Source organism: Exiguobacterium sp. s48 (assembly GCF_018617395.1).
In the GTDB taxonomy this organism is placed as follows: Bacteria; Bacillota; Bacilli; order Exiguobacteriales; family Exiguobacteriaceae; genus Exiguobacterium.
The window spans coordinates 228,971-247,996 of record NZ_JACSKC010000002.1; the positions used below are offsets into that span (position 1 = coordinate 228,971).

The following is a 19,026-nucleotide window of genomic DNA, read 5'->3' on the forward strand; positions in this document are numbered from 1 at the left end:
AAACGTGCGCACCTTCATCGAGGTGCGCACGTTTTAGCGTTGATCGAGCGAATAGCTGACTGCGGTCAATCCGGCCGTAACGAGTGCGACCAGACCACCGACGAGTGCGAGCGTCATGATGGGGCTCGTCGCATAGACGACACCACCGAGAGCGGAACCAAGCCCAATCCCGACGTTACTCGCCACGGGCATAAGTGATGAGGCGAGACCTTTGGCGTTCGGATTGAACTTCTCCGCCAAATCAATCAAATAAATCTGTGTCGATGTCGTCAATAAAATCGCCATGAACGACATAAGGGCGATATTGAGGAGACCGAGCGTCACATTCGACGTCGTCACGAATAAAGCGGCCAAGACGAACGCCTGGACGAGAAAGACGAACCGTAAGCGTCCGATTGGATTGTGACTGGCAATCTTTCCGGCAGCGATATTACTGAAAATCGAGATGAAGCCGTATGCGAATAAAATCGGACTGACCCAAGCGACCGGTACACCGAGGACATCTTTTAAAATCGGCACGAGATACGTATACACGACATATGTCGCCCCAAAACCGAATGCCGGAATCAAGAAGGCGATCAAGATGCGAGGGTTCGTCAGGAGTGCCATTTGTTCACGGAGTGATGCTTTTTCTTGAGACAATTGATTTGGCAAGACACGATAAATGGCAATCCAGGCGACTGCACCGAGCAGAGTCGTCAACCAAAACGTTGACTCCCAGCCTGCCTGTTGTCCGATAAACGTCCCAATCGGAACCCCGAACACGTTTGCCATTGTGAATCCACCGAAAATAAAGGACACGGCCACACCCCGTTTTGTTGGAGGGACGCTCTCGCTGGCGACGAGCATGGCAAGCGAAATCAAGACGCCTGTGACGACGGCCGTCAGCATACGCAAGACGAGTAACCACTCATACATGGGAGCAAGACTGCTCAACAAGTTCAGGACCGTGAAGAGGATGGTTAGGCCGAGCATCAATTTACGCTTTGGAAGATGACTCGTCAAGGACATCGTGATGGGTGTGCCGACGGCGAAACTGATCGCGAATGCCGATACGAGACTTCCTGCTGTTGCAATGGAAATAGATAGACCACTTGCGATGTCGGGTAATATCCCGACGATGACAAATTCACTCGTTCCGAGAACGAAGGTTAATAAGGATAGAGATAAAACTAAAGTCCAGTCGCTTCGACTGAGCGAGCTTGTCTTCATGTTCAAACACTTCTTTCTGTTTCATTCATTAGTAGTTAGACATCAGTCTTCTATCACGTTACAAGATTTTCCCCAAAAGAAAAACCCTTTTCTCCCAAGTCGGAAGAAAAAGGCGAATCAGCGCCAAAAGACAGTGGCTTCGACACCGGCGTGGTCGGAGACGACAGGTCCGTTCTCCCCATCGAAGACGACAGCATGCCGGGAGACGTGAATGGGTGCATTCGTCAACATCAAGTCGATGCGGAGCGATTTTTTGTTTTCATCCCATCCGGCAATTTTTCCTTGTACGGTCGCGTCGCCTTCGCGTTCTGTGGCGAGATGGAATAAGTCTTGAAGTCCGTTCTCCATCAAATAATCGTATCCTTCACCTCGGATGAAGGCGTCGTTATTGAAGTCACCGAGTAGAAGCGCGTGGTCGTCGTGCTCCACGCGATACAATAGTTCATCCAGTTGATGTTTCACGGGCTCTTCTTCGTCATGCCACCAACCGAGGTGACACGAGTAGACCGTCGTCGGAGCTTCATGACCTTCAATCACGGCTTTAACGATTTTACGGGACTTGTAATTGTCTGGGTCCGTCGTCTTGGATACAAAGAATGATTCGGTCGATAGGAACGGTGTGCGCGACAAGATGGCAACGCCCTCTTCGTAAATATCATAGCCGTAATGGGCAAAATCCCAAGTCATGTGATAGTGAAGGTCTAACTCGTTCAGACGTTCAACGAGGACGTGTGCGAAGTTGTTTTCACGGATGTTTCCGTAGATGAGTGGCGCCTCCTTATGTTGGTTGACTTCTTGAAGTGCGATGAGATCGTATTCTTCACTCGCAATACGTTCGACGATGGCATCGATCTTTTCTTGTTGACGGTCTTCTAACCAGGCATGACAATTGAGCGTTAAAATATTCACGGTAGTCCTCCTTTAGAAAAAAAGGCCAACTCTCGAGCGAGTTGGCCAGTAGATTATGCACCGATGACGTCTTGAATGTCTGATTTCAATACGTCGGCTTTCGGGCCATAGATGGCTTGGACTCCACGGTCTTTCACAATGAGACCCATGGCGCCATTTTTCTTCCATTCTTGTTCGTCAGAGACGAGTGTAACGTCTTTGACGGTCACACGAAGACGAGTCATACATGCATCGACATCTTCAATATTTTCTTCCCCACCGAGAAGTGTGATAATCCCCATGACTTGTTCATTACCTGTCACAGATGATTTTTCTGTCGTTTCTTCCATGTAGTTTCCGTTACGTCCTGGTGTCGGCAAGTTCATCTTCTTGATGAAGAAGTTGAATACTCCGAAGTTGAGGAAGAAGAACGCGACAGAGACGAGCACGAAGTTGATCAAGTCTTGAAGAAGTCCCGCTTTGATGATCATCGGGATGCGCGTCAAGAGTTCGATTGCACCGAAAGCATGAATACGCAAATCGATGATATCTGCCAATGCGAAGGCAGCACCAGCCATGAGTGCGTAGACGACGTAAAGGACTGGCGCAACGAACATGAACATGAACTCGATCGGTTCTGTGACACCCGTCAAGAAGACGGCGAGTGCGGCTGACAAGAACATCGGTTTGTATTGTTCTTTCTTCTCAGCATCGACGTTACGGTACATTGCGTACGCAGCACCGATTAATGCAGCGAATGACAAGATGACTTGACCGACTTTGAAGCGAGCTGGTACGACATCAGCAAGTAGAGCGTTGTATGCAGCTGTGTCACCAGCAGCACGCAAGTTGACGAGGTCTGTTACCCATGCCAACCAGAGCGGGTCTTGACCGGCAACGACCGAACCAGCTGTCGCACCTGTTAAAATCGTATACGTTCCGCCAAGTTCTGTGTAGTTCATTGGTACTGTGAGCATGTGGTGTAAACCGAACGGCAAGAGAAGACGTTCGAGTGCACCGTAAACAAATGGAGCAAGGACTGGAGCCGTGTTACGTGATGTGGCAATCCACTCACCAAAACTGTTGAGTGCCCCTTGGATTGTTGGCCATACAATTGATAGAACGATGGCAGCAACGACCGAACCAAGGATGACGACGAATGGTACGAAGCGCTTCCCGTTAAAGAACGAGAGGGCGTTCGGCAATTTATTGAAGTTGTAGAAACGGTTGTATAGCGCACCACCGAGGAAACCGGCGATGATTCCGACGAACACACCTATGTTGAGGGCAGGTGAACCAAGTACAGATGTGAAGTAGTCTGAGACGACAAGATTTGCACCAAAGAGTGACTCGATTGTCGCTTCTGGATCCTGAAGCATAGCGCCGTTGACACCGAAGATGGCACCTGTGACACGGTTGATCAAGATGAAAGCGAGGAGTGCGGCGAACGCACCACCTGCACGATCTTTAGCCCACGAACCACCAATCGCGACTGCGAAGAGGATATGTAAGTTGACGATGATCCCCCAACCTAAATCTTCAATGATACGAGCTGTTGTTAATAGAATACCGACGTCTCCGGCTGACATTCCAATCAATTTTCCGATGGAAATCATCAAACCGGCGGCTGGCATAACGGCGATGACGACCATCAAGGCCTTACCGAGTTTTTGCCAAAAATCGAATGAGATCATTTTTTTCATGCTATACGCTTCCTTCCTGTGAGGGAGTTTTATCTATTTTTTGTTTGCCAATAGTGCAATCGCTTGCATAAATGATTGTAATCGATTGCATAAATTCATGCAACCGTTTTCGCTATTTTCATTTGTTTTCATTTTTGAAGCGGGAATGGTAAATGTGAGGCGAACTTGTCAGTCGAATCGAATCTAGCTACAATATGATAGGTTGAAGGGAGCGAGAAAGATGGGTTGGAGACAGACGACATCTGCTTTGACGAAAGACGAGCAGATTGAATTAAAAGAAGAGTTATTGCAGAAGGGTGTATTGCACGAGGACGATCTTCCTCTGTATGAAATGCTCATGCCAGATCGCATCAAACGGATGTTTGAAGTATTGAATACACGAACGAACCATATCACGATTTTGACGGAGGGTGTCGACGATCCGCACAATCAATCTGCCGTATTGCGTTCGGCCGATGCGTTCGGGGTGCAGACGTTACACGTCGTCGAAGGGCGTGCGAAGTTCAAACCGAACTCGATTATCGCCAAAAGTGCCGACCGCTGGGTGGACGTCGTCGAGCATGGTTCGATTGAAGAAGCGATTGATTCCTTAAAAGAAAGTGGTTACCAAGTATATGCGACGGCATTGAGTGAGGAAGCGATTCCGCTCGAAGAAGTGGATGTGTCGAAGCCGACTGTTCTTCTATTCGGGAATGAACATAGTGGTGTCTCGGAAACAGCACTCCATAAGGCGGACGGGAACTTTGTTATTCCGATGCAAGGGTATGTGCAGAGTTTGAACATCTCGGTGGCAGCGGCGATTTCTTTGTACGATGTCACGACACGGTCGCGACATATCGTGACGGATGGCTATGAACTGCCTGTCGAGGATCAGGCACGCATCTTTAAAGATTGGATGGTCAAGAGTTTACCGAAACGTACGCTTGGACTATATAAACAAAAAGGTGTCACGGCTTTTGAACGGGAGACAGGAAATTCAGAATGAACGGCGAAATGAACAGACGTACGGAATCTTTGTCCAGAAACTGAAAGGGGATGGCACGATGAGTACGACGAGTTCATTTATCGTAAAAGATGTGACGAATAACTTTAAGGATTTTGAAGAGGACTTTTTCCGACTGTATCGCACGTTATATGGCGACCTCGATCAGTTGCGCTTTAAAGAGCGTCTGTATCGACACGCCAATCCACTAGTGCTCTTAGCATTCTCTGAAGAGCAACTGGTCGGCTTTAAAATCGGTTATGAGGCGGAGCCGTATCGGTTTTATAGCTGGGCGGGCGGCGTCCATCCGGACTTCCAAAAGCATGGTATCGGTCGCAAGCTGATGGACACGCAACTCGAATGGGTCGAAGCGCAAGGGTTCCATTCGATTCGGACGAAAGCACGTAATACGAACAAAGGGGTCATCATTTTGAATCTCCTTTGCGGATATGACATCATGGGCGCTTACACAGAAGATGGCGAGCCGCGCATCATGATGGAAAAACAATTGAACAGATGAATGGTTGCCGCGGTCGTGTGATCGCGGTTTTTTTGATGAAACCGATTCGCATGAATGAACGTACATAAAGAAAAAGGGGGAATTTGAAATGACAGTGTTTGGATTTGGCGGAGATCCGTTCGATAATTCGATGGGGGATTCATTTTTTAGTGGATTGTTTAGTATGTTTCCAATCATTTTCATGGTTGTGTTTGGTCTGATTATTTTTATGTTCGTAAAAATGATTTTTCATCATTCCAAAACATCGAGCACGTTGAAAGACTTACAACAATTCGCCTCGCAGCTCGCCGATGACCCGAACGATGACACGGCTGAGCGATTGGCAGACTACTTACGGGGCGTCGATTCCTTCTCGATTGAACGGACACGGATGGAACCGTTCCGTGTCGCACTCGGATGCTATCAATTGGTGATGGAGTCGAGATCCGTTCGCGAGGAGACGAAAGAGCGGCTCGATCGACAATACAAGCGTCTCGGGATTTTAGACGGAGAAAAATTTGCGGATGAGGCACCTCCACGTAGACGTTCCTCATCGAGTCACCATGATATCCATCATAATCACCATGACCATATGTAAAAAGCGAAGGAATCCCTTCGCTTTTTACATATAACGTGAAGCGTCAAATTCAATATCGGTCTGATAGCGGACGGCCTGGATGGCACTTTCGATTCGAAGAGCCCGTTTTTTTATGTCACGTGCTTTTAAGCGATATAGTTCTGGGTCATATAAGGCGTGTTTGATCACGGCGACCCCGTGCACGTATTCTTTCTTCGGACGAAGCGATAATTTTTCATAAAGTCGTGCTTGGACACGTAACTGAATGGCGAGTTCGATCGCTTCGACGAGCGGGAGCGGACCGTCGTGTGTTTCAACAACGGCTCGGACATTCGCCTCTTGAATCAGACGGTCGAGTTGACGCAAGTCTAAACGGATGTGCTCGAGTTCCATCTCGATGTCTTGAAGGGAGCGGGACTGAATGGTCGGAATAGATTCATTCGCTTGAAGCGAGATGAATGCCACATGCTCAATCTCTTCGGTCAATGTATCGATTTGCTCATGGAGCAACTGTTTCAATGTTAGGGCATCTGCAAGGTTCATATCGATTTCCTCCTTCTGCTTTCTCTAACCGTACCACATCGGGAATAACGAAAAAAGATGGGTGACATCTCATATTGCGGGAATAAAATAAATTAGAAAGGAGGAAGGACGATGAAGAAATGGAAAGCGCAGTGGGTGATTGCACTCGTCCTACTCCTGTTCGGGACGGCGACATTTCTCTATCAGTGGCTTGATGTAAGTCCGGGCGATATTCGCGACTATATCATTCAATTCGGTTGGCTAGCACCTTTGATTTATATCCTCTTATTTACCGTTCGTCCGCTCATCCTGTTTCCGACGTCCGTCTTATCGGTCGCTGGTGGGTTGGCGTTTGGGATCTTACCGGGGGTCATCTATACCGTGATCGGAGCGACATTGAGTGCCCTCGTCGCATATTACGTGGCCATCTATTTCGGTGACCGTTTCTTGCATCACTTCGAATCAACGAATTATGAAACCATCCAGCACAAAATCGAAGAGGACGGGTTTTTCTATGTTCTCATTTTACGTTTGATTCCGCTCGTCAACTTCGATTTGGTCAGTTATGCTTCCGGGTTGGCCAAAGTAAACGTACTCGCGTATCTGTTGGCAACCGTCGTCGGTATGATTCCCGGGGCGTTTGCGAATAATTTTCTCGGGAGCAGTATTGCGAGCGGGGATTGGACCCTGATTGCCTTGGCATTCGGAATCATGCTCGTGTTGACGCTCATTGCGACCGTGTTCCGTGAACCGATCAAACGACAGATTCATCGCTATCAAAAAAAGTAGGCGACTCCTGATGGAGCGCCTACTTTTTGATTAACGGTTGTCGACCGTCTCTGGATAGAGGTCGTGGTTGAACAGACGATGTTCTGCCATTTTTTCATATTTCGTGCCCGGCTTTCCGTAGTTGTAATACGGATCGATTGAGATGCCGCCACGTGGTGTGAATTTGCCCCACACTTCGAGATAGCGTGGCTCCATCAATTTGACAAGGTCCTTCCCGATGACGTTGATGCAATTCTCATGGAAGTCACCGTGGTTACGGAAACTGAACAAGTACAACTTCAACGATTTCGACTCGACGAGTTTCTCATCCGGGATATATGAGATGTAAATCGTCGCGAAGTCAGGTTGGTTCGTGATTGGGCACAACGATGTAAATTCGGGTGCGTTGAATTTGACGAAGTAGTCGTTCTCCGGATGACGGTTCGGGAACGCCTCGAGTACATCAGGTGTGTACTCAAAAATATAAGGGACGCTCTTCTGTCCGAGGAGCGAGAGGTCTTGTAAGTCTTCTGGTCTCATGTTCATTCTCCTTACACGCCACGTTCGTTGGCGTACAATAATGTGTGTAGTTGCGGTAGGACGCGAACGCTTTGCCATGACGGGTCGCGTGCGACGTCTTCCCATAGTTGTTTCAAGCGACGGAGCTGGGCATCGGTGATGTCTCCGTCAGCACCTGGCTCGGGGTTACCAGCCGACAAATACATGACGTCCGGTGAGTAGCGCTGTTGTACTTCTTTCGCGTAAGCGAGGTCCACTTCATCAAAGACAGCGACCTTGAATGTCGTCTGCTCCGGGCGTAAGCGTTCGACGATGTCGTCAAGTTGCTGCCAGTTCGTCTTCATACCAGACGACGGGGGCTTCGGACTGAGGGTCACGTCATCGATCTGTGTGAGCCAGTCTTGATAGCGGCTACCTTGCGTCTCGACGGCGAGTGTGACGCCACGCTCTTTCAACTTCACGACAAGGTCTTCCATGGCCGCGATGAGGAGCGGGTTGCCACCAGAGATGGTGACGTAATCGTACATACCGAGTGCGTCAAGGCGAGCGATGATTTCGTCGGCTGTCAGCATGTCCGGCTTTTCTGAGCCGTCCCACGTGAAGGCAGAATCGCACCACGAACAGCGATAATCGCAACCGGCGGTCCGGACGAACATCGTCTTCTGTCCAATGGCACGTCCTTCTCCTTGGAAGGTCGGTCCGAACACTTCAAGAACAGGAATTTTCACGATTCCACCAACCATTCACGGCGGAACTCAGCATACGACGTCGGCGTTTCATACAAACGGACGAATTCGACGCGCACGTCGCGTTCATTTGGCAGGTGTGTCGCCAACTGTTCAAAAATCCAATAACACATGTTTTCTGCAGTTGTATTCATATAAGGGAGTGACTCGTTCAAATAGCGATGGTCGAGATACGGCTCAAGCTCTTCTTTGAAGATCTTTTTCAAATCACCAAAGTCGAGCGTCATTCCACGATTGTCGAGAAAGCCGCTGACACCCATTTGGAGCTTATACGTATGACCATGAAGGGCACGACATTTGCCGTCATAATCAAAGAGATGGTGCGCCGCGTCGAACGTCACTTCTTTGACGATTTGAACGCGATGCGGGCAGTAGATGAGCGACCCTTCTTGTTTCGATTCGACACTGGTCGGGGCGAGGAATGGAGCATGTTTCATACGCGCACCTCCTCATAGGCTGTGAGTCCGTTTTGGCGAAGCTTGCACGCCGGACATTCGCCACAACCTGAACCGATGACACCGTTGTAGCAAGTGAGCGTGCGTTCTTTGACGTAGTCAAAGGCACCGAGCTCGTCGGCGAGTGCCCACGTCTCTTTTTTATCGAGCCACATGAGCGGTGTGTCGATGACGAATGGATAATCCATCGCTAAATTGAGTGTCACGTTGAGTGATTTGATGAATTGGTCTCGGCAATCCGGGTAACCTGAAAAGTCCGTTTCACACACACCGGTCACGATGTGATGCATACCGAGTTGTTTGGCCATGACGGCCGCAAATGATAAGAATAGATGGTTGCGCCCATCGACGAACGTGTTTGGAACATCCGCATTGTCAATGTCGAGATCGTGTCTCGTGAGCGCGTTTGATGTGAGTTGTCCAAGTAAAGACAAGTCGAGGATGTGGTGTGGGACATCGAGTTCTGCCGCAATTTCTTTTGCGACCTCGATTTCCGCATCATGGCGTTGACCATACGCGAATGTCACCGCCTCCACATGAGAGAATTGTTGTTTTGCCCAAAACAGGCAAGTGGTTGAATCTTGGCCACCACTAAAGACGACCAAAGCTTTTTCGTGTTGCATGAAGCACACTTCCTTTTCGCTAGTTTTGATGTCGGAGGAGGTTACGAACTCCGGAGGTCACCCTCAAGCATATAATTTATCATAAAAAGACGTTTGACAGGGAGAAAGGAAGCGAGTATAGTAAAAAACATCACTGACACGCTTTTGTGCATAAAAGCGTTTAAGCGGTTAGGCGAAATAATAAATAATCATGATATAACGAAAGGAGGGGACGTCGATGCAGATGAAAGGAAAAGAAGCTGTATTCGTCGTGTTGATGAGCGGGATCACCTTGCTCGCACTGATGTTTTTGGCCAAAGCGACGCCACATATGGCGATTTTTGGCACAATGGTAATGGTAGGTGGATACGCGTATTATCGTTCACGCGACTTCAAACAGATTGAAACGGCGATGATCAACGGGATTCGTGAAGCAATCATGCCGGTATTGATTTTGTTGTTGATCGGGATGCTCATCGGAGTATGGCAAATGTCCGGGACGGTCGCGACGATCCTCTCCATCGGTCTAAATACAATCTCTGCGGAATGGTTCTTACCGAGTGTCTTATTAATCACGATGATCGTCTCGACCTTCACAGGAAGTGCGTTTACAACCGTCGGAACGGTCGGTGTCGCCTTATTTGGAATCGGGACGGCACTAGGCATCTCGCCGGCGCTCGCCGCAGGTGCGATCGTATCGGGTGCCCTCTTCGGAGACAAGATGAGCCCGTTGTCGGATACGACGAACTTTGCGCCGGCAGTGGCGGGTGTCAAACTGTTCGACCACATTCGCTTCATGATGGGGACGACGATTCCGGCGTTCATCATCACGTTGATTTTATTCATGTTCCTCGGACGTAGCGGTCAAACTGCCGACACGACTCAAATCGCAGAGGCGCAAGCCGCGCTCAGCGGACGGTTCGACCTCTCATGGCTCACGTTGATTGCCCCTGTGCTCGTCGCAGTGCTTGCGTTCCGTCGGATGCCGGTCTTACCGACGATGCTCGTTGGGATGTTCGCGGGTGTATTGACGGCTGGATTCGTTCAAGGCAACTGGAGCATCTCGAACTGGCTCGGTGTCATGCAGTCGGGCTTCAAGTCAGGTGTCGAGAATGAGACGATTGCGACGGTACTCGATCGTGGTGGTCTTGAATCGATGCTTTGGTCGGTCAGTCTCGTCTTGATCGCCCTCGCGTTCGGTGGCTTGTTACGTGAACTCGGTGTCTTCCAAGCCATCGTTGAATCGTTGCTCGAGCGTTTGAAGTCACCAGGAAGTTCTGTTTTATCAGTTGTTCTCAGCTCAATCGGTGTCAACTTGCTCGCAGGAGAACAGTACTTGTCGATTCTCTTGCCAGGTCAGGCATTTAAACAAGGGTTTATCGATCGAGGGATCGACCCACGCTACTTGTCACGTGCGCTTGAGGATGGTGGGACCGTGATCAACCCACTCATTCCTTGGGGTGTCTCGGGAGCGTTCTTCGCAGCGACACTCGGCGTACCTGTATTGGAGTACGCACCGTTCGCCTTCTTCCTTTGGCTCAGCCCAATCTTCTCCATCATTTTGGGATACGTCCGATTGGGGAAGCAACGTGAATCGCTCAAAATCGCATCATAATATCAAGGTGTCCTGCAACGTAGGGCATCTTTTTTGTGTGTAGCATATGAGTTTTGAGAAAATGTAACAAACGGAGGTGTATCCATGAAGCGACTCGATTTAGCATTTTATGAACAACCGACACTTGATTTGGCGCGTGCCTTACTCGGTCAATATTTAGTAAGGCGACATCCAGAAGGTGACATCATCGCAAAGATTGTCGAGACAGAAGCTTACCTCGGTGCCATCGACCGAGCAGCGCATAGCTTCGGAGGGCGTCGAACGAAGCGGACGGAAGTCATGTTCGGACAACCCGGGCATGTGTACACATACCAAATGCATACGCATACGCTTCTGAACGTGGTCAGCGGTCCGGTCGGTACTCCGGAAGCCGTGTTGATTCGAGCCGTCGAACCGATTCAAGGACATGAATGGATTGCAACGAACCGTCCCGGGGTGAAGCGATATGACCAAACGAATGGACCAGGAAAGTTGACGAAAGCACTCGGTATCACCATGGATCTATATGGTCATTCCTTTCAACAAGACCCACTCTACATCGTGGAGGGTGAGACAGAAGTAGTGATCGAGGCGGGGCCGCGCATCGGGATCCCGAACACGGGAGAGGCGCGTGACTACCCGTATCGCTTCTTTGAACGCGACAATCCATACGTCTCGAAGTTCCGTTGAACGCCACTTGAGATGTTTAACGGATTCATGCCAGTGGAACAGTCCCTATGTGCATAAAACAAACAGAGGGAGTGTTTAGAACATGGCAAAAGTAGCAACGCTCATTACAGATATGTTTGAAGATGTAGAATTCACGGGTCCCCGTGACGCATTGGTGGATGCGGGACATGACGTCGTGACAATCGAGAAGAAAGCGGGCAACACGGTAGAAGGGAAGCAAGGAGAGGCGAAAGTGAACATCGATCAATCGATTGACGATGTATCGCCGGAAGATTTTGATGCCCTTCTCTTACCGGGCGGATTCTCTCCTGACTTATTGCGTGAAGACGAGCGCTTCGTCTCGTTCGCCAAATCCTTTATGGACGCAAAAAAACCTGTCTTTGCGATTTGTCACGGACCTCAGCTGTTAATTACGGCGAAGACGTTAGAAGGTCGTGACGCGACCGGCTACAAATCGATTAAAGTCGACATGGAGTATGCCGGTGCGAAATATGCGGACAAAGAAGTCGTCGTCTGTCAAAACCAGCTCGTGACGAGCCGTCAGCCGGATGATATCCCGGCATTCAATCGAGAGATGCTCAACTTATTAAAATAACACGTCGACCACGAGATTCGTCTCGTGGTTTTTTTTGTGTATTCGGGAATAGACAAGTAAGGAGGAGATTCAAATGAGAAAACGAGTACGTTCACCGAGTTAAGTTCGTCGAAACATCATTTGGTTAGGGTGGATTCGTTGGTTTGAAGGGTTAATTCCCGCATACGTGATTGAACGATTGTTTTGGGAGTCAAGAGGCATCACCATTCAAGAAGTCGTCTATTTGGAGATGATCTATGCGCTCATCATCGTCCTGTTCGAAGTGCCGACCGGCGTGTGGGCGGACCGGACGACACGGCGTCGGCTGATCCAGGTAGGTGTAGCCTTGGAGTGGTTATCGTTTTGGATCTTGTTATACTCGTTCACCTTCAGCGGATTTTTTGTCGCCCTCAGCTGTTCGGCCATTGGGTCGGTCATTCGAAGTGGAGCAGAGAATGCGCTGCTATACGAGTCCTTACAAGAAAGTCATGAAGCGTCGTCGTTCGAACGGGTTCTTGGTAAACTGAACGCGATTGGAATTGTTGCCGCTGTGACGGCGGCATTGAGCGGCAGTATGTTGGCTCAGTACCTTCCCTTGGAGTGGAACTACAGACTTTCCATTCTCAGTTTATTGATGGCGACCGTGTGTAGTGTATTTCTCGTTGAACCCGTTCACAGTGAAGCAGAAGAGCGCTTGACGTGGCGGCACTTATTGAAAGGTTTTGAATTTGTATGGTCGCACACAACCCTTCGTAACGTCACCATCGGATTTTTGGCCGCTGTGTCCGCATTCAATTTCATCGATGAATTCTGGCAATTGTACGCACGTGATGTATCCATCCCGATCTACTGGTTTGGTGCCATTTCAAGCGTCCTGCTTTTGATTCAGTTACCTGGTCAACTTTTTGCGGGGACGCTTATACGATTTGCGTCATCCGAGCGTTGGTTAAACGGGTTCGGTTGGTTAATGGGCGGTGGATTTCTCCTCGTCGGGTTGTTCCCGAGTCCGATTGGAATCGGTGTGATGGGACTCCTAGCTCTATTGTATGGGGCGATGGAGCCGCTCTATTATGGACTTTTGCACCACCAAGTTCCTTCATCCATTCGAGCGACGACCGAATCATCTGTCTCGATGCTGTGGCATCTCGGTATCCTTGTGTTGGGGATAGTCTTTATTGTAGGGACGACAGCGTCGCTATTTTGGGCGTTCATACTCATTGGGCTTGTCGTTTGGTTCGTTCATGCGATTATCCGCTAACCTTTACAGACATGGGGCATAAGCCATGTCTGTTTTTACGTCTTAAGACGGACGAAAGATTGTGTCGAGAAGTGTATGATGAGAATAATCTTGATGAATCAATAGGAGAAACAATGTGGAATGGTATGAATTATTTGTAGGCTTTTTGTTAGGTGTCGTCGAGGGATTGACGGAATTTGCACCGGTCTCGTCGACCGGTCATATGATTCTCGTGGACGGTCTCTGGTTGAATTCGAGTCAGTTTTTAGGGCAGGAAGTAGCGAACACGTTTAAAATCGTCATTCAATTAGGATCGATTTTAGCGGTCGTTGTCGTCTTTCGAGACCGGTTCAAAGCGTTGTTGAATCCGAAGTCGCTGCTCACCTTAAGGCAAAGCGGGACCGCACGCCAATTCAATCTCGTACATATTTTGATCGGATTGTTGCCTGCCGGCGTCCTCGGTATACTGTTTGAGGACTACATCGATACACATCTCTTCTCGGTCAAGACGGTGTTGATTGGGTTAGTCATTGGGGCATTCTTTATGATTGCCGCAGATTTATCAGGCGTGAAGCGTCAGACGACCTCCACGCTAGATGACATCACGTACAAGCAAGCACTTGGGGTCGGGTTGATTCAATGTTTCTCGCTATGGCCAGGGTTCTCAAGGTCCGGTTCAACGATTTCTGGAGGGGTTCTCCTCGGGATGAGTCACCGTGCAGCGGCAGATTTTACGTTCATCATGGCGGTACCGATCATGTTTGGAGCGAGTGCGTTGTCACTCTATAGCAAGTGGACGTACTTCACGCTCGATACGTTACCCGTGTTTATCGTCGGTTTCATCAGCGCATTTTTGTTCGCACTTCTTTCGATTAAATTCTTTTTGAAACTGATCAACAAAGTGAAATTGATGCCATTTGCGGTCTATCGAATCGTATTGGCTGTTGTGATTTACGTTCTTTACTTCTAAAAAAACACGTGCTAAGAGCACGTGTTTGAAACCAATGAATAGAATTGTTCGTAAAGTATAGAAGAGGTGAAAACATGGGACAAATCGTTGTAGTACTTGGAACGTTAATCGGTCTTGGGACCGTTGGGGCATTGCTTTATATGACCCGTCTAGCCTATGAATCATGAGAACGGATAATGATAGAAGCGCTCACGTTGGAGTAACTCCATGACGTGGGCGTTTTCTGCGTTATCAATCGCACGAAGTAGACCTTCCGTCTGAGACCGATGAGCAAACAGGGCGTCTTTCTTCTGTTCACTCTCATCCGTTACATCGACGATGACGTGTGGTTGTCCGAGTTCGTCTTCTGTGCGGCGATCAAAGGCAACACCTAAGAACTCAGGACGTGCCTCTCCCATCTCTTGAAGTGCTCGTACAACGGCGCGAGCTGTCGCTTCATGGTCCGGGTGGACGGCATATCCCGGATAGAACGAGATGACGGTTTCCGGCTTCACTTCGTCAATCAATGCGCGGAAACGGTCGGCGAGCTCTGCCTCGTCCTCAAACTCGACGGTCTTGTCACGAAGTCCCCACATGCGCAGATCTTCGATGCCCATCATACGACACGCGTCCTCTAATTCGCGTTTTCGAATCTTTGGTAACTCTTCGCGCGTTGTAAAAATGGGAGAACCCATATTACGTCCCATCTCACCGAGTGTCAGGCAGACGTATGTGACCGGAAGTCCCTGTTGACGATGTTGGATGATCGTTCCGGCTGAGCTGAACGCTTCATCGTCCGGATGTGGGAAAATGACGAGTAATGGACCATTCATTGTTTCTCCACCTCCGATGCGCCTTGTGGGAGCGGTTTGATATCGATATGCAGTGCACAGGCCAGTCGACCGAGTCGATCGTGACCAGCGAGTAACAATTGTTCACCGTGCAACTCGTAGTCGGTCAACCCTTCAACATAGAGCCAGCCATGATCGAGTTTTAAACCGACACGGTAAGGTCCGTTTCCTTTGATTTGACCGATGCTATATTTGATGTTGGCGTTACGGATAAACATCCCGGCGTTATGGAAGTCGGGGTCATTATGTGTCGCGTAGGCACCGTTCGTCGTTTCGACATGAACGAAAAGTGGTGTCGCGACGTGATTGTCTAAATAGTGCTGAATGTGATCAGGTTGAATCGCTTTCACGTCAGTCCCTCCAATGGAAAGGATGACCCGAAACGCGTGGTTCCGGGTCATCTGTTTACGATTGTGTTGCTACTTTTTTGCGGTATCCTGTGTGGTTCGTCGGTCCTACATACTGGTTTAGACGGAATGAGTGACGAACGGCTTCAGTGATGAACTCTTTTCCGATTTCAATCGCTTCATCAACCGTATGGCCATTTGCAAGAGAGGCCGCGATGGCAGACGAGAACGTGCATCCGCCACCGTGTGTGAATGCAGGCTCGATTTTTTCGCTTTCGAGCAGACGGAATTCATTTCCGTCGTACAAGACGTCGAACGCTGTATCAAATCCGAGCTTGCCACCGACTTTGACGATGACGATCTCTGCGCCGAGTTCGTGAATTAAACGAGCGGCTTCTTTGATTTCGTCCATCGTTGACGGTGTTTTGTCGAGGCCAGCGAGCATGCGCGCCTCGAATAAGTTTGGTGTGATGATTTTTGCGACCGGTACGAGGTGTTGACGCATTGCCACCGCGACGTTCGGATCGAGAATTTCATCGGCACCTTTACACGCCATGACCGGGTCGACGACCGCGTTCTCGATGCCATACTCTTTGATTTTACGAGCGGCAAGTTCGATAATTTCTGGTGTCGGGAGCATACCCGTCTTCACTGCGTCCACTCCGATTCCAGCGAGGACCGTATCGATTTGTTTTTCAATCAGTGTCGTTTCGATTGGAAAGACTTCATGGTTCCATGCGTTGTGTGGGTCTTGTGCCACGATCACTGTCAAGGCTGTCATGCCATACACACCGAGTTCTTCCATCGTTTTGAGGTCGGCTTGGATTCCCGCGCCACCACTTGTGTCAGAACCGGCAATCGTCAATGCTTTTTTCATCGTCATAATCGTCCATCCCCTTTGTCTGTTTGGATAGTTTCACTATAACGACTTTTTTGAATTCCGACAAATGCAAGGATTATAAGAAGTGTTCATAACTTTTCAGAAAAAACATGCAGGATATTCATCATATTTGGGGAATAATAATGAATAGGGTGTAGACCACTTTATTATTGGCTGGGAGGAAATCGCATGTTAGTGCATAGCTTATGTATCCCGAAGAAGGATGTTGTCACCATCAGTGAAAAGGCAACATTGCGGGAAGCGCTTCATACGCTTGAAGAGACAGGTTATCGCTGTGTACCTGTTTTAGATGAGACGGGAACATTTTTCCGCGGTAACATTTATAAAATGCATATTTATCGTCATGGAATGAACGGGGAAAACATGGACGATAATGTGATGACGCTTATTAAGAATACACAAAAGTACGTACATGAATCAGATGGCTTTTTTGAAGTATTCTTCTCAATTAAAGAGTTACCGTACATTGCCGTATTAAAAGACGAAAGCAACGAATTCTATGGAATTCTTCCACACGGGAAGATGTTAGGAATGCTTGAAGAGGCGTGGAGTCGCGATACGGGTAGCTACGTCTTGACGATTGCTTTGAGTGAACAAGCCGGGGCACTCGAAAAAATTACGAAAGTGATCAACAAGTATACATCCATTGCGAGTCTTATGACCCTCGATGCGAAGAGTAAAGTGTTGCGTCGAGTATTGGTGACCTTACCACCAGATTGTGATGAGGATAAGAAAAACAAAGTGGTTGCCAAGCTTGAGCAAAAAGGTTTCCGCATCGTTGAAGTCGAGAATTTGAATAATTAAATAAAGAATCCTTCCACACGGCGTGGAAGGATTTTTTAGTCGAGTCGTTTTTCCATTCGGATATCAGACCAAAATTGTCCGTCCCAATAGGTGAACTGTTCAATACGTCCGATTTCCTGGTAACCACATTTCGTATACAGGCGATGTGCTGCATGGTTAAAGGCGAATACGCCGAGTTCCATACGAGGGGTGTGTTGTTCTTTTAGTCGTTCTTCTAAGAGGCGGAGCGCTTCCGTGCCGACACCTTTCCCACGACCAACGGCTTCGCCGATGACGAAACCGAGCCATGCTGTACCGGGTTCTTGGTGATACAGATGGGGCGGATCGTACATGACATTCATTTCGCCGACGAGATGATCGTCTGCGTAAATGAGAAAAATATCATGTGTCAGAAGTCGTTCTTCTAAATCGTCAACTGTCATTTTATAAGAGGCAGTCAATTCTTCTTCAGAGCGACTCGGACGAATGAGGTGTACGATTTCAGGATCGTTATTCCATCGATTGAATGTATGGACGAGTTCGTCGGATGCGGTTGTTAGTGGAACAAGCGAGATATTCATAAGTCATTCTCCTTTCTCGCTTGAACACATTCGATTGATTCGTCAAAAAATCCTGCTCTTAGAGTGGTTTCAACACGTTTAAGTGACTTGGTAAAATTTCGAAGGTGAGCGGTAATGTGCCGCCCGTGTCACCATCTGCGTTGACTGGAAGGGATTCGGATGAAGTAACTTTCACGTGTGTCGTGCAAAACGAAGTGACGCTGTCCGTTTCCTTCAATTTTCCTGTGAACAGGGCAGGTGTTAATTGAAGCGCGTCTTTCAATCCAAGTTCTTCAAAGATATAGACGTGAAGAAGACCATCATTAAGACGTGCATCGGGTTCAAAGTTCTCAAATCCTCCGACCGAATTCGTCAGCGCGATGACAACGAGGTACGCCTCATCATCAAATTGACCATCCTCGCTCTCGATTTTCAGATCATAGGGACTATGTTCACGGAAGGCTTTCACGCCCTCGATTAAATAGGCGAACGGACCCCACTTCGTCTTATCTTCCACGCTTACTTCGTCGACAGCTTCGGCAATCAGTCCAATCGCGATCACATTCATAAAATAGCCGTTCTCATATTTACCGATATCCATTGGTGTGGGTTCAGCATCACGGAGCGCCTCGATTGCTTTTTTTGGATCGTTGGGGACACCGAGTGCACGGGCGAGGTCGTTTACTGTACCGAGTGGAATGATGCCAAAATCGGGACGATGTTCCGCTTCGGCAAGTCCGGTTACGGCTTCGTTCAAGGTTCCGTCTCCCCCCATCGCAATGACCGCACGATAGTTTTTTTCCGATGCCTCTCGTGCGAATCGGGTTGCATCTGCTTCTTTTTCGGTGAAGCGGACATCCACCTGTCCATATCTTTCACGTAATACTTCCTCCGCATGTGTCGCGTGTTTTTCCCCTAACTCTTTTCCTGAGGATGGATTAACGATCAACATGACTTTGTCCATTCCGGCATATCTCCTTTTCAGTTCGAATACTGTCCTTTATTCCCGTACGAGAAATCAATTACTCCTAAAAATCCCCCATGACCGTCAACACTTGTGGGCTGAC

Annotated in this window: 23 protein-coding genes; 10 read left to right on the forward strand and 13 right to left on the reverse strand. The window is 48.6% G+C overall.

Annotation, left to right across the window (positions count from 1 at the left end):
• Positions 1-33: 33 nt before the first annotated feature.
• From KNO66_RS11520 to KNO66_RS11530, 3 genes are all read right to left on the reverse strand, one after another.
• On the reverse strand, positions 34-1,212 hold the full coding sequence (locus KNO66_RS11520; RefSeq protein WP_214742613.1) for an MFS transporter: 1,179 nt from the start codon (positions 1,210-1,212) through the stop codon (positions 34-36).
• Positions 1,213-1,329: 117 nt separating this feature from the next.
• Positions 1,330-2,121, reverse strand: coding sequence for an endonuclease/exonuclease/phosphatase family protein (locus KNO66_RS11525; protein WP_214742614.1), 792 nt, complete (start codon positions 2,119-2,121; stop codon positions 1,330-1,332).
• Positions 2,122-2,174: 53 nt separating this feature from the next.
• Positions 2,175-3,803, reverse strand: coding sequence for a PTS transporter subunit IIBC (locus KNO66_RS11530; RefSeq protein WP_214742615.1), 1,629 nt, complete (start codon positions 3,801-3,803; stop codon positions 2,175-2,177).
• 220 nt (positions 3,804-4,023) lie between these two features.
• Between KNO66_RS11530 and KNO66_RS11535 the strand changes: the two genes are divergently transcribed.
• From KNO66_RS11535 to KNO66_RS11545, 3 genes are all read left to right on the forward strand, one after another.
• Entirely contained in the window at positions 4,024-4,788 is a 765-nt protein-coding gene (locus KNO66_RS11535) for a TrmH family RNA methyltransferase (RefSeq protein WP_214742616.1), read from the forward strand.
• A 58-nt stretch (positions 4,789-4,846) separates the two neighbouring features.
• Positions 4,847-5,305 carry a GNAT family N-acetyltransferase gene (locus KNO66_RS11540; RefSeq protein ID WP_251127448.1) on the forward strand — a complete coding sequence of 153 codons (459 nt, stop codon included), beginning with the start codon at positions 4,847-4,849 and terminating at the stop codon, positions 5,303-5,305.
• 88 nt (positions 5,306-5,393) lie between these two features.
• On the forward strand, positions 5,394-5,882 hold the full coding sequence (locus tag KNO66_RS11545) for a hypothetical protein (protein WP_214742618.1): 489 nt from the start codon (positions 5,394-5,396) through the stop codon (positions 5,880-5,882).
• A 24-nt stretch (positions 5,883-5,906) separates the two neighbouring features.
• Here KNO66_RS11545 and KNO66_RS11550 read toward each other — a convergent pair whose 3' ends face one another.
• Positions 5,907-6,404 carry a hypothetical protein gene (locus KNO66_RS11550; protein ID WP_214742619.1) on the reverse strand — a complete coding sequence of 166 codons (498 nt, stop codon included), beginning with the start codon at positions 6,402-6,404 and terminating at the stop codon, positions 5,907-5,909.
• 111 nt (positions 6,405-6,515) lie between these two features.
• Between KNO66_RS11550 and KNO66_RS11555 the strand changes: the two genes are divergently transcribed.
• Positions 6,516-7,172: a TVP38/TMEM64 family protein gene (locus tag KNO66_RS11555; RefSeq protein WP_214742620.1), complete on the forward strand. Its 657-nt coding sequence runs from the start codon at positions 6,516-6,518 to the stop codon at positions 7,170-7,172.
• A 30-nt stretch (positions 7,173-7,202) separates the two neighbouring features.
• Here KNO66_RS11555 and queF read toward each other — a convergent pair whose 3' ends face one another.
• The 4 genes from queF to queC are packed head-to-tail and all read right to left on the reverse strand — an operon-like array spanning position 7,203 to position 9,494.
• Positions 7,203-7,691 (reverse strand): preQ(1) synthase, encoded by a 489-nt coding sequence (gene queF, locus KNO66_RS11560; protein ID WP_015880473.1) that lies wholly within the window; start codon positions 7,689-7,691, stop codon positions 7,203-7,205.
• Between the two features lie 11 nt (positions 7,692-7,702).
• Positions 7,703-8,413 carry a 7-carboxy-7-deazaguanine synthase QueE gene (gene queE, locus KNO66_RS11565; protein WP_214742621.1) on the reverse strand — a complete coding sequence of 237 codons (711 nt, stop codon included), beginning with the start codon at positions 8,411-8,413 and terminating at the stop codon, positions 7,703-7,705.
• The gene (queD, locus tag KNO66_RS11570; protein ID WP_015880475.1) at positions 8,395-8,853 is read right to left on the reverse strand and encodes a 6-carboxytetrahydropterin synthase QueD; all 459 of its coding nucleotides are present in this window, start codon (positions 8,851-8,853) and stop codon (positions 8,395-8,397) included. The genes queE and queD overlap by 19 nt, the downstream gene beginning before the upstream one ends.
• Positions 8,850-9,494 carry a 7-cyano-7-deazaguanine synthase QueC gene (gene queC, locus KNO66_RS11575; RefSeq protein ID WP_015880476.1) on the reverse strand — a complete coding sequence of 215 codons (645 nt, stop codon included), beginning with the start codon at positions 9,492-9,494 and terminating at the stop codon, positions 8,850-8,852. Before queC ends, queD begins: the two co-directional genes overlap by 4 nt.
• A gap of 217 nt (positions 9,495-9,711) precedes the next feature.
• On the opposite strand from queC, the gene nhaC reads away from it, so the two are divergent.
• The 5 genes from nhaC (at position 9,712) to KNO66_RS11600 (ending at position 14,538) form a co-directional block, all read left to right on the forward strand.
• Positions 9,712-11,088, forward strand: coding sequence for a Na+/H+ antiporter NhaC (gene nhaC / locus KNO66_RS11580; protein ID WP_214742622.1), 1,377 nt, complete (start codon positions 9,712-9,714; stop codon positions 11,086-11,088).
• An 84-nt stretch (positions 11,089-11,172) separates the two neighbouring features.
• Complete coding sequence (locus KNO66_RS11585) at positions 11,173-11,757, forward strand: DNA-3-methyladenine glycosylase (RefSeq protein ID WP_214742623.1); 585 nt, start codon at positions 11,173-11,175, stop codon at positions 11,755-11,757.
• Positions 11,758-11,839: 82 nt separating this feature from the next.
• Positions 11,840-12,352, forward strand: a complete 513-nt coding sequence (locus KNO66_RS11590; protein ID WP_214742624.1) for a type 1 glutamine amidotransferase domain-containing protein — start codon at positions 11,840-11,842, stop codon at positions 12,350-12,352.
• A 166-nt stretch (positions 12,353-12,518) separates the two neighbouring features.
• The gene (locus tag KNO66_RS11595; protein ID WP_214742625.1) at positions 12,519-13,589 is read left to right on the forward strand and encodes an MFS transporter; all 1,071 of its coding nucleotides are present in this window, start codon (positions 12,519-12,521) and stop codon (positions 13,587-13,589) included.
• A 115-nt stretch (positions 13,590-13,704) separates the two neighbouring features.
• The gene (locus KNO66_RS11600) at positions 13,705-14,538 is read left to right on the forward strand and encodes an undecaprenyl-diphosphate phosphatase (protein WP_214742626.1); all 834 of its coding nucleotides are present in this window, start codon (positions 13,705-13,707) and stop codon (positions 14,536-14,538) included.
• A gap of 161 nt (positions 14,539-14,699) precedes the next feature.
• On the opposite strand, the gene bshB2 is transcribed toward KNO66_RS11600, so the two are convergent.
• From bshB2 to pdxK, 3 genes are read right to left on the reverse strand one after another with little or no spacing between them, the layout of a single operon-like run.
• Complete coding sequence (gene bshB2, locus KNO66_RS11605; RefSeq protein ID WP_214742627.1) at positions 14,700-15,350, reverse strand: bacillithiol biosynthesis deacetylase BshB2; 651 nt, start codon at positions 15,348-15,350, stop codon at positions 14,700-14,702.
• Positions 15,347-15,718, reverse strand: coding sequence for a YojF family protein (locus KNO66_RS11610; RefSeq protein WP_214742703.1), 372 nt, complete (start codon positions 15,716-15,718; stop codon positions 15,347-15,349). Before KNO66_RS11610 ends, bshB2 begins: the two co-directional genes overlap by 4 nt.
• Before the next feature lie 55 nt (positions 15,719-15,773).
• The gene (gene pdxK / locus KNO66_RS11615; protein WP_214742628.1) at positions 15,774-16,598 is read right to left on the reverse strand and encodes a pyridoxine/pyridoxal/pyridoxamine kinase; all 825 of its coding nucleotides are present in this window, start codon (positions 16,596-16,598) and stop codon (positions 15,774-15,776) included.
• Positions 16,599-16,784: 186 nt separating this feature from the next.
• Between pdxK and cbpA the strand changes: the two genes are divergently transcribed.
• Entirely contained in the window at positions 16,785-17,420 is a 636-nt protein-coding gene (gene cbpA / locus KNO66_RS11620) for a cyclic di-AMP binding protein CbpA (RefSeq protein ID WP_214742629.1), read from the forward strand.
• A gap of 35 nt (positions 17,421-17,455) precedes the next feature.
• Here cbpA and KNO66_RS11625 read toward each other — a convergent pair whose 3' ends face one another.
• Both KNO66_RS11625 and KNO66_RS11630 read right to left on the reverse strand, forming a co-directional pair.
• Positions 17,456-17,980, reverse strand: a complete 525-nt coding sequence (locus KNO66_RS11625) for a GNAT family N-acetyltransferase (RefSeq protein WP_214742630.1) — start codon at positions 17,978-17,980, stop codon at positions 17,456-17,458.
• 58 nt (positions 17,981-18,038) lie between these two features.
• A complete protein-coding gene (locus tag KNO66_RS11630) occupies positions 18,039-18,923 on the reverse strand; it encodes a diacylglycerol/lipid kinase family protein (RefSeq protein ID WP_214742631.1) in 885 nt (294 codons plus the stop codon).
• Between the last annotated feature and the right edge of the window lie 103 nt (positions 18,924-19,026).

Excerpts from the sequence above, each read along its gene's own strand:
- KNO66_RS11520 (WP_214742613.1), bottom strand. The coding sequence starts at position 1,212 with ATGAAGACAAGCTCGCTCAGTCGAAGCGACTGGACTTTAGTTTTATCT.
- KNO66_RS11530 (WP_214742615.1), bottom strand. The coding sequence starts at position 3,803 with ATGAAAAAAATGATCTCATTCGATTTTTGGCAAAAACTCGGTAAGGCC.
- KNO66_RS11535 (WP_214742616.1), top strand. The coding sequence starts at position 4,024 with ATGGGTTGGAGACAGACGACATCTGCTTTGACGAAAGACGAGCAGATT.
- KNO66_RS11540 (WP_251127448.1), top strand. The coding sequence starts at position 4,847 with ATGAGTACGACGAGTTCATTTATCGTAAAAGATGTGACGAATAACTTT.
- KNO66_RS11545 (WP_214742618.1), top strand. The coding sequence starts at position 5,394 with ATGACAGTGTTTGGATTTGGCGGAGATCCGTTCGATAATTCGATGGGG.
- KNO66_RS11550 (WP_214742619.1), bottom strand. The coding sequence starts at position 6,404 with ATGAACCTTGCAGATGCCCTAACATTGAAACAGTTGCTCCATGAGCAA.
- KNO66_RS11555 (WP_214742620.1), top strand. The coding sequence starts at position 6,516 with ATGAAGAAATGGAAAGCGCAGTGGGTGATTGCACTCGTCCTACTCCTG.
- queF (WP_015880473.1), bottom strand. The coding sequence starts at position 7,691 with ATGAGACCAGAAGACTTACAAGACCTCTCGCTCCTCGGACAGAAGAGC.
- queE (WP_214742621.1), bottom strand. The coding sequence starts at position 8,413 with ATGGTTGGTGGAATCGTGAAAATTCCTGTTCTTGAAGTGTTCGGACCG.
- queD (WP_015880475.1), bottom strand. The coding sequence starts at position 8,853 with ATGAAACATGCTCCATTCCTCGCCCCGACCAGTGTCGAATCGAAACAA.
- queC (WP_015880476.1), bottom strand. The coding sequence starts at position 9,494 with ATGCAACACGAAAAAGCTTTGGTCGTCTTTAGTGGTGGCCAAGATTCA.
- nhaC (WP_214742622.1), top strand. The coding sequence starts at position 9,712 with ATGCAGATGAAAGGAAAAGAAGCTGTATTCGTCGTGTTGATGAGCGGG.
- KNO66_RS11585 (WP_214742623.1), top strand. The coding sequence starts at position 11,173 with ATGAAGCGACTCGATTTAGCATTTTATGAACAACCGACACTTGATTTG.
- KNO66_RS11590 (WP_214742624.1), top strand. The coding sequence starts at position 11,840 with ATGGCAAAAGTAGCAACGCTCATTACAGATATGTTTGAAGATGTAGAA.
- bshB2 (WP_214742627.1), bottom strand. The coding sequence starts at position 15,350 with ATGAATGGTCCATTACTCGTCATTTTCCCACATCCGGACGATGAAGCG.
- pdxK (WP_214742628.1), bottom strand. The coding sequence starts at position 16,598 with ATGACGATGAAAAAAGCATTGACGATTGCCGGTTCTGACACAAGTGGT.
- cbpA (WP_214742629.1), top strand. The coding sequence starts at position 16,785 with ATGTTAGTGCATAGCTTATGTATCCCGAAGAAGGATGTTGTCACCATC.
- KNO66_RS11625 (WP_214742630.1), bottom strand. The coding sequence starts at position 17,980 with ATGAATATCTCGCTTGTTCCACTAACAACCGCATCCGACGAACTCGTC.
- KNO66_RS11630 (WP_214742631.1), bottom strand. The coding sequence starts at position 18,923 with ATGGACAAAGTCATGTTGATCGTTAATCCATCCTCAGGAAAAGAGTTA.